Origin of the sequence: Kitasatospora sp. NPDC093806, from assembly GCF_040683335.1 — a bacterium.
Taxonomy (GTDB): Bacteria; Actinomycetota; Actinomycetes; order Streptomycetales; family Streptomycetaceae; genus Kitasatospora.
Genome location: NZ_JBFBDO010000048.1, coordinates 51,644 through 58,563, shown reverse-complemented (window position 1 = coordinate 58,563; position 6,920 = coordinate 51,644). Strand labels below are relative to the sequence as shown.

Sequence of the window (6,920 nt, the reverse complement as noted above, 5' to 3'; positions counted from 1 at the left end):
GGGGGGACCCTGTGGGAGAGTAGGACGCCGCCGAACAATCATTCACAAAGAACCCCCATCCGGGATCCGGATGGGGGTTCTTTGCATTTCCCGTTCCCGCCGGCCGCGGGCCCTTCGGGGGCGGCCCGGCGATCACATGTGATTCTTGTCATGGGCGCTGGGGACGACCCCGTTTCGATGTCGGGTGGGGGCCGCAGTTAGCATGTGAACACCCTCCTAGCTCGAAAGATGGACTTGTGACTGTCAACGACGACGTGTTCACGGACTGGAAGAACCGCGAGGAGATCGCGGAGTCGATGATCCCGGTCATCGGCCGACTGCACCGGGAGCGGGACGTCACCGTCCTGCTGTACAGCCGTTCCCTGGTGAACAAGTCGGTGGTCAGCATCCTGAAGACCCACCGGTTCGCCCGCCAGATTGCCGGCGAGGAGCTCTCGGTCACCGAGACGCTGCCGTTCCTGCAGGCGCTCACCACCCTGGATCTCGGCCCCTCCCAGATCGACATCGGCATGCTCGCCGCCACCTACCGCGCCGACGACCGCGGTCTCTCGGTGGAGCAGTTCACCGCTGAGGCCGTCGCCGGTGCGACCGGTGGCAACAAGATCGAGCGCCGCGAGTCGCCGCGCGACGTCGTCCTGTACGGCTTCGGCCGCATCGGCCGCCTGGTCGCCCGTCTGCTGATCGAGAAGGCCGGTTCCGGCAACGGCCTGCGCCTGCGGGCCATCGTCGTCCGCCAGGGCGGCGACCAGGACATCGTGAAGCGCGCCTCGCTGCTGCGGCGCGACTCGATCCACGGCCAGTTCCAGGGCACGATCACGGTCGACGAGGCGAACAGCACCATCGTCGCCAACGGCACCGAGATCAAGGTGATCTACGCCAACGACCCGTCCGAGGTCGACTACACGGTGTACGGCATCCGGGACGCCATCCTGATCGACAACACCGGCAAGTGGCGTGACCGCGAGGGTCTGTCGAAGCACCTCCGCCCCGGCATCGAGAAGGTCGTCCTGACCGCCCCGGGCAAGGGCGACGTGCCCAACATCGTGCACGGCGTCAACCACGACACCATCAAGCCGGACGAGCAGATCCTCTCCTGCGCGTCCTGCACCACCAACGCGATCGTCCCGCCGCTGAAGGCGATGGAGGACGAGTACGGTGTGCTGCGCGGCCACGTGGAGACCGTCCACTCGTTCACCAACGACCAGAACCTGCTGGACAACTACCACAAGGCCGACCGTCGCGGCCGCTCGGCACCGCTGAACATGGTGATCACCGAGACCGGTGCCGCCTCGGCCGTCGCCAAGGCCCTGCCGGACCTCAAGGCGAAGATCACCGGCAGCTCGATCCGCGTGCCGGTGCCGGACGTCTCGATCGCCATCCTGAACCTCCAGCTGGCCCGCGAGACCAACCGCGAGGAGGTCCTCGACTACCTCCGCAACGTCTCGCTGACCTCGTCGCTGAAGCGCCAGATCGACTTCACCACCGCCCCCGACGCGGTGTCGATGGACTTCATCGGCTCGCGCCACGCCTCGATCATCGACGCCGGCGCCACCAAGGTCGAGGGCGACAACGCGATCCTCTACCTGTGGTACGACAACGAGTTCGGCTACTCCTGCCAGGTCATCCGGGTCGTCCAGCACGTCTCGGGCGTCGAGTACCCGACCTTCCCGTCCCCGGCGGTCTGATCCGTAGCGGATGAAAACGGTGGGGCGGCAACCTCGGAGGTTGCCGCCCCACCGGCGTTCCCGGGCACGGGTCGGACCGCCAGGCACGGGCCGGGTCACCCGGGTACGGGTGCGGTCACCCGGGTGGGGCGGCCGTACGGCGTTCGGCGCGGGCGCCCTGGGCGACGACCACGGCGAGGGCGGTCGCGATGACCGCCTCGGCCCAGAAGAAGGCGGCGTAGTCGAGCAGCGAGCCGATCGGCGGGCTGCCGGGTGCCGCGTTGCGCATGCCGACGAGGGCGAACAGGGTGGCGGCCATCCACCCCAGGGCGGGCCAGACCAGGCCGCGTCGCTGGGTGACGATCACCCAGGCCGCCGTCAGCACGGACAGGGCCAGGGCCCACATCGCCACGATCATGAACCAGGCCAGGATGAACGTGCTGCGCGAACGGGTCAGCCGCTCCGTCACGACCACGGCGTTCTCCGTGACCGCCGCCCCGCCGCGGCCGCGGACCAGGAAGAACGGGTCGGCGTTGACGAGGCTGAGCACCATCGGCACCGGTCGGCCGCCGAAGGTGGCCTCGAAGCCGAGCAGCGTCTGGTAGCGGTCGAAGGGGTAGTCGGAGACCCGGCCGGTGAGCAGGGTGAACGGGATGGTCTCGGCGTTGATCCGCTGGCCGGCGGGGAACCGCAGGAGCGCGCGGTCGAGCGAGGTGGTCTCCACCACGAGCTCGGCCGTCGGCGCCAGCGGGTTGTCGGGGGAGGCCAGCGCGCCCTCGGGGGAGACGATCACCTTGGCCGTGAGGGCGAGCGCGCTGGGGTCGACGCGTTGGACGATCACCTCGACGGTCACGTAGTCGCTGCCGACCTCGGGGCCGGCGAACTGTTCCCGCTCGCGGCTGCTGCGCTCGTTGAGGTAGAGGGCGATGCCGGCCGCGCAGACCAGGGCGACCAGGACGACCACCAGGACGAAGCGGCCGCGTCGCGGGGTGTAGAGGGCGGGGCCGGGCGGGGCGCCGGACCGCGCGCGATGCGGCGGCCGGACGCGGCCGGCGCGCAGCCGGGTACGGAGGCGGGGGCGCGGGCCGTCGGCCCGGCGGGTCGGAGACGGCATGCTGGCGTACCCGCTTTCGGGCCGGGACCGGTGGGAGGGGGAGGAACGCGGTCCAGCCTCCCGGCCGGGGAGCCGGGGTGGACGGCGCCACCCTCGGCGGTGCTCCGTCCGGCCCTGCCCGCTGTCCCTCACCCGGGGGACGGCCGGCGGTGGGCGGGGGACAGCAGACAGGGCCGGACGGGGGCCGGGCTCGCCACCCGGCCCCCTGGGACGCGCCGGACGGTCCGCGGGGGATCGGCCGTCCGACGTCCCCCACGGTGTCACCCCGCCGCTCGCCCGACCATGGCGGCGCCGACAGGCTCCGGGGGAGCGGAGCTGTCGGCGCCGACAGCGGGCAGCCCGGGCCTCAGCAGGTGGTGCCCGTCGGGACCGGCCGCAGCTCGGTCAGGTAGGCGTCGACGGCGCCGTTGACGCAGTCGTTGCCGCGTCCGTACGCGGTGTGCCCGACGCCGCGGTGGGTGAGCAGCATGCCGCCGGGCAGCTGTTCGGCCAGGCTGCGGGCGTCCTCGTACGGGGTGGCCGGGTCGCCGGTGGTGCCGACGACCAGGGCGGGCGGCAGGCCGTCGGCGCGGACCCGGTGCGGGGTGCTGGTGCCCTGCGGCCAGGTGCGGCAGCTGAGTTCGGCGAGGACGGTGGCCGCGCCGAAGACGCCGGACTCGCGCCGGGCGCGGTCGAGGACGGTCCAGTACGCCTGCGGGTCGGCGGGGTGCGGGATGTCGAGGCAGTTGACGGCTTCGAGCGCGGCGTCGGAGTTGTCGGGGTGCTCGCTCCCAGAGCCCCCGTCGCCGCCCTCGCCGCCGGGCTCCTCCCCGCCGGCCAGGGCGGCGAGCTTGGTCCCGTCACCGCGGTGGGCGGCGCGCAGGGCCTCGGAGAGCGGCTTCCACTGGCTCTCGGGCGAGTACATCGACTTGGTGACGGCGGTGTGCAGCAGGTTCTGGTCGAGCCGCCGGGCGCCGGACCGGTTGCCGTCCTTGACCGGGAGCGGCTTGCGGGCGGTGCGCTCGTACAGGTCGGCGACCAGCTTGCGGATCGCCTCCGGGGAGTCGGCCGGGCAGCTCGCCTTGCCGACCACCGCCGCGCACTGGTCGGCGTAGTCGTCGACGGCCTTGCGGAACGCGGCGCCCGAGCGGAGGGCGCGCTCGGCCCAGTCCTGCGCGGGGTCGACGGCGCCGTCCAGGACGAGCGCGCGGACCCGGCGCGGGAACAGTTCGCCGTAGACGGTGCCCAGGTAGGTGCCGTAGGACCAGCCGAGGTAGCTCAGCTGCCGGTCGCCGAGGGCGGCGCGCAGCACGTCGAGGTCGCGGGCGGCGTCCTCGGTGCCGACGTGCGGCAGGATCTCGCCGCTGCGGGCGGTGCAGGCGGCGGTGGACCGGTCGGCCTCGTCGAGCGCGGCCTGCCGTTCGGCCTCGGTGGTCGGGACGACGGCGGGGGAGGTGGTGGGCGCGGCCGGGGCGGACGGCTTGCCCGCCGCCTTGCCCGGGGACGTCCCCGCTGACGCCTCCGCCTCCGCGCAGTCGACGGCGGGCACGCTGCCGGCCACCCCGCGCGGGTCGAAGCCGACCACGTCGAAGCGGGCCCGGAGCGCGTCGGTGAACGAGGTGATCCCGCCGCCCTTCAGGTGCGCGACGCCGGAGCCGCCCGGGCCGCCGGGGTCGAAGACCAGCGAGCCGATCCGCCGGCCGGGGTCGGTGGCGGCGGCGCGGATCAGCGGCAGGGTGAAGGTCCGGCCGTCCGCCGGGTGCCGGTAGTCCATCGGGACGGTGAGCGTCGCGCACTGGAGGTCGCCGCACGCGCTCCAGGAGGGCTTCTGCTCGTAGAACCGCCGCAGCTCGGGGTCGGTGGCCGGCTCCGTCGCCGCCGCCGTCGCCACCGCGGTGGCAGGAGCGGTGGCAGGAGCGGCAGCCGGTGGCGCGGTGGCCGGGCCCCGCGTCGCGTCCGGTGTGCAAGCGGTCAGCGAGCCGACGGCGACGGCGGCGGACAGGACGGAAGCGAGGGTGAGGGCACGGCGGTGCCCCGGGAAAAGGTTCACGCGAGGGTGCTCCGGGAAGGACGGGCGGGCGCCGTGCGCCGAGCCGTTCAAGGTGCCGCCCCGAGGGTGTGGGCGGCCCGGGCACAACGCTACGAGCGCCCCACCCGCCCCCGGGTCCCCCTCAGGTACCCGCCCCGCCCCGCCGGTCGGCCGCCCCGCCCTGCGCTTGGCGGCGTAGCAGCGCCGGTGACCGAGAGTGACGGAAATGCCGGTGGCCCCGTCCGCGGGATGTACCGGTGTTAGGGCTTCGTTAACCCCCGTGTGCCCCGGTGTCCGGCTGCCGGTCGCGTGCACTAATGGTCTATACCAATGCGGTACTGTGGCCGCGGAGCTGTCAGAAACACGGCTGTGGGGGCCACATGACTGTCCAACACCTTCCTTCTCTCTCTTCCTCCTCTTCTCCTTCCGTTCTCTCTCATCTGCCTCAACCACCTTCCGACCAGGAGCTCTACTGGTACTTCGGACCACAGCGGCGGTGGGTGCTCGTCGCGAGCTCGGCCGCGTTCGTCTTCACGGCGGCGACGATGCTGACCTTCGCGCTGCGCACGCCGGCGCTCTGGATCTTCCTCGCGGTGCTCGGGCTCAACGTCGTGGCGCTGGTGCTCTCCTCCGTCAACAGTCTGCGACAGCGCCGGCTCACCCGGCAGTCGCACGAGGTGCTGGTGCACGCCTGGGCGCCGGAGGAACTGCCCACCGTCGACCTCTACCTGCCGACCTGCGGTGAGCCGCTCGACATCCTGGAGAACGCCTACCGGGCGGTCGCCGCGGTCGACTGGCCCGGGGCGCTGACCGTCTGGGTGCTCGACGACGCGGCCCGGCCGGAGGTCGCCGAGCTGGCGGCCGCGCACGGGTACGAGTACGTCGTCCGGCCCGACCGGGGCCACCTCAAGAAGGCCGGCAACCTCAACCACGCGCTGACCCTCAGCACCGGGGAGCTCATCGCCATCCTGGACGCGGACTTCGCGCCCCGGCCGGACTTTCTGCGCCACCTCGTCCCGTACTTCGCCGACCCGCGGATCGGCATCGTGCAGAGCCCGCAGTGCTTCGACACCGACGAGTCGATGAGCTGGATCGAGCGGGCCGCGGGCGCCGCGCAGGAGTGGTTCTTCCGCTGGATCCAGCCCTCCCGGGACGCCAGCGACGCCGCCATCTGCTGCGGCAGCAACGCCGTCTACCGGCGGGTCGCGATCGACGAGGCCGGCGGCTTCGCCCGGCTCGACCACAGCGAGGACCTCTTCACCGGCCTCGGGCTCTACGCCAAGGGCTACCGCACGCTCTACGTGCCGGTACTGGTCGCCAAGGGCACCTCGCCCGACAACCTCGCCTCCTACGTCAACCAGCAGTACCGCTGGGCGATGGGCAACCTGCACCTGCTCGGCTCGCCCGAGCTCAAGCGGATCGGCGCGCCCTGGCGGATGCGGCTCTGCTTCTACGAGGGCATCGTCGGCTACCTGGCCGCCGCCGTGAACATCTTCGTCGCGCCGCTGCCGCCGCTGGTGATGATGTTCGGGTACCCCGACCAGATCCGGCCCTGGCACGTGCTGCCGATGCTCGCGCCGCTCTGGCTCTGGCACGTCCTGCTGCCCAGGGTCAGCCGCACCCGCTGGCGGATCGAGGTGATCCGCTCCAACGTGCTGATGAGCGTCGCCGCCGGTGTCGCGTTCTGGCACACCCTGCGCGGCCGCAGCGCCGCCTGGGTGCCGACCGGGGCGGGTTCGGCCGGGGAAGCCGGTACGGCCAAGGCCAAGCCCAAGTCCGGCGGGATGGCCCGCAAGGTGGTGCTCGTCTCGCTGGCCTGGCAGGTCGGCTCGCTCGGCGCCGGCGCCCTCGGGCTCGGCCTGGCCGTCGCCGAGTACGGCTGGGGGCCCACCTGGGGCCTCGGGCTCTACCTCGCCGTCCAGGCACAGATCGGCCTGCCGCTGATCCGCGACCTCCTCGTCGAGCTGCGCGGCGCCGGCCGGGAAGGCAGTGCCGCGGCGTCCCGCCTCGGCATGCTGCCCCGGCGCTGGCCGGAGGGCCTGGCCGCGACCGCCGTACTCGTGCTCACCGCTCTGCTCGCCTCCGGCTGGGTCCGCCCGATGCTGCCCTGGCTGGGCTGAAAGGTCACCGCCAC

Annotated in this window: 4 protein-coding genes; 2 read left to right on the top strand and 2 right to left on the bottom strand. The window is 72.7% G+C overall.

Going from position 1 to position 6,920, the window contains the following annotated elements:
* The first annotated feature begins 236 nt into the window (after positions 1-236).
* Positions 237-1,685, top strand: coding sequence for a glyceraldehyde-3-phosphate dehydrogenase (locus AB0N76_RS22435; protein WP_363559510.1), 1,449 nt, complete (start codon positions 237-239; stop codon positions 1,683-1,685).
* 115 nt (positions 1,686-1,800) lie between these two features.
* Here AB0N76_RS22435 and AB0N76_RS22430 read toward each other — a convergent pair whose 3' ends face one another.
* Together AB0N76_RS22430 and AB0N76_RS22425 are read right to left on the bottom strand one after the other, a co-directional pair.
* Positions 1,801-2,778: a DUF4436 family protein gene (locus tag AB0N76_RS22430; RefSeq protein ID WP_363559508.1), complete on the bottom strand. Its 978-nt coding sequence runs from the start codon at positions 2,776-2,778 to the stop codon at positions 1,801-1,803.
* A 346-nt stretch (positions 2,779-3,124) separates the two neighbouring features.
* Positions 3,125-4,807, bottom strand: coding sequence for an alpha/beta hydrolase (locus AB0N76_RS22425; protein ID WP_363559506.1), 1,683 nt, complete (start codon positions 4,805-4,807; stop codon positions 3,125-3,127).
* A gap of 359 nt (positions 4,808-5,166) precedes the next feature.
* Between AB0N76_RS22425 and AB0N76_RS22420 the strand changes: the two genes are divergently transcribed.
* Positions 5,167-6,906, top strand: coding sequence for a glycosyltransferase family 2 protein (locus AB0N76_RS22420; protein WP_363559504.1), 1,740 nt, complete (start codon positions 5,167-5,169; stop codon positions 6,904-6,906).
* Positions 6,907-6,920 lie beyond the last annotated feature (14 nt).

What these genes read in the sequence shown, in the direction of transcription:
- AB0N76_RS22430 (WP_363559508.1), bottom strand. Translation starts at nt 2,778, where the DNA reads ATGCCGTCTCCGACCCGCCGGGCCGACGGCCCGCGCCCCCGCCTCCGT.
- AB0N76_RS22420 (WP_363559504.1), top strand. Translation starts at nt 5,167, where the DNA reads ATGACTGTCCAACACCTTCCTTCTCTCTCTTCCTCCTCTTCTCCTTCC.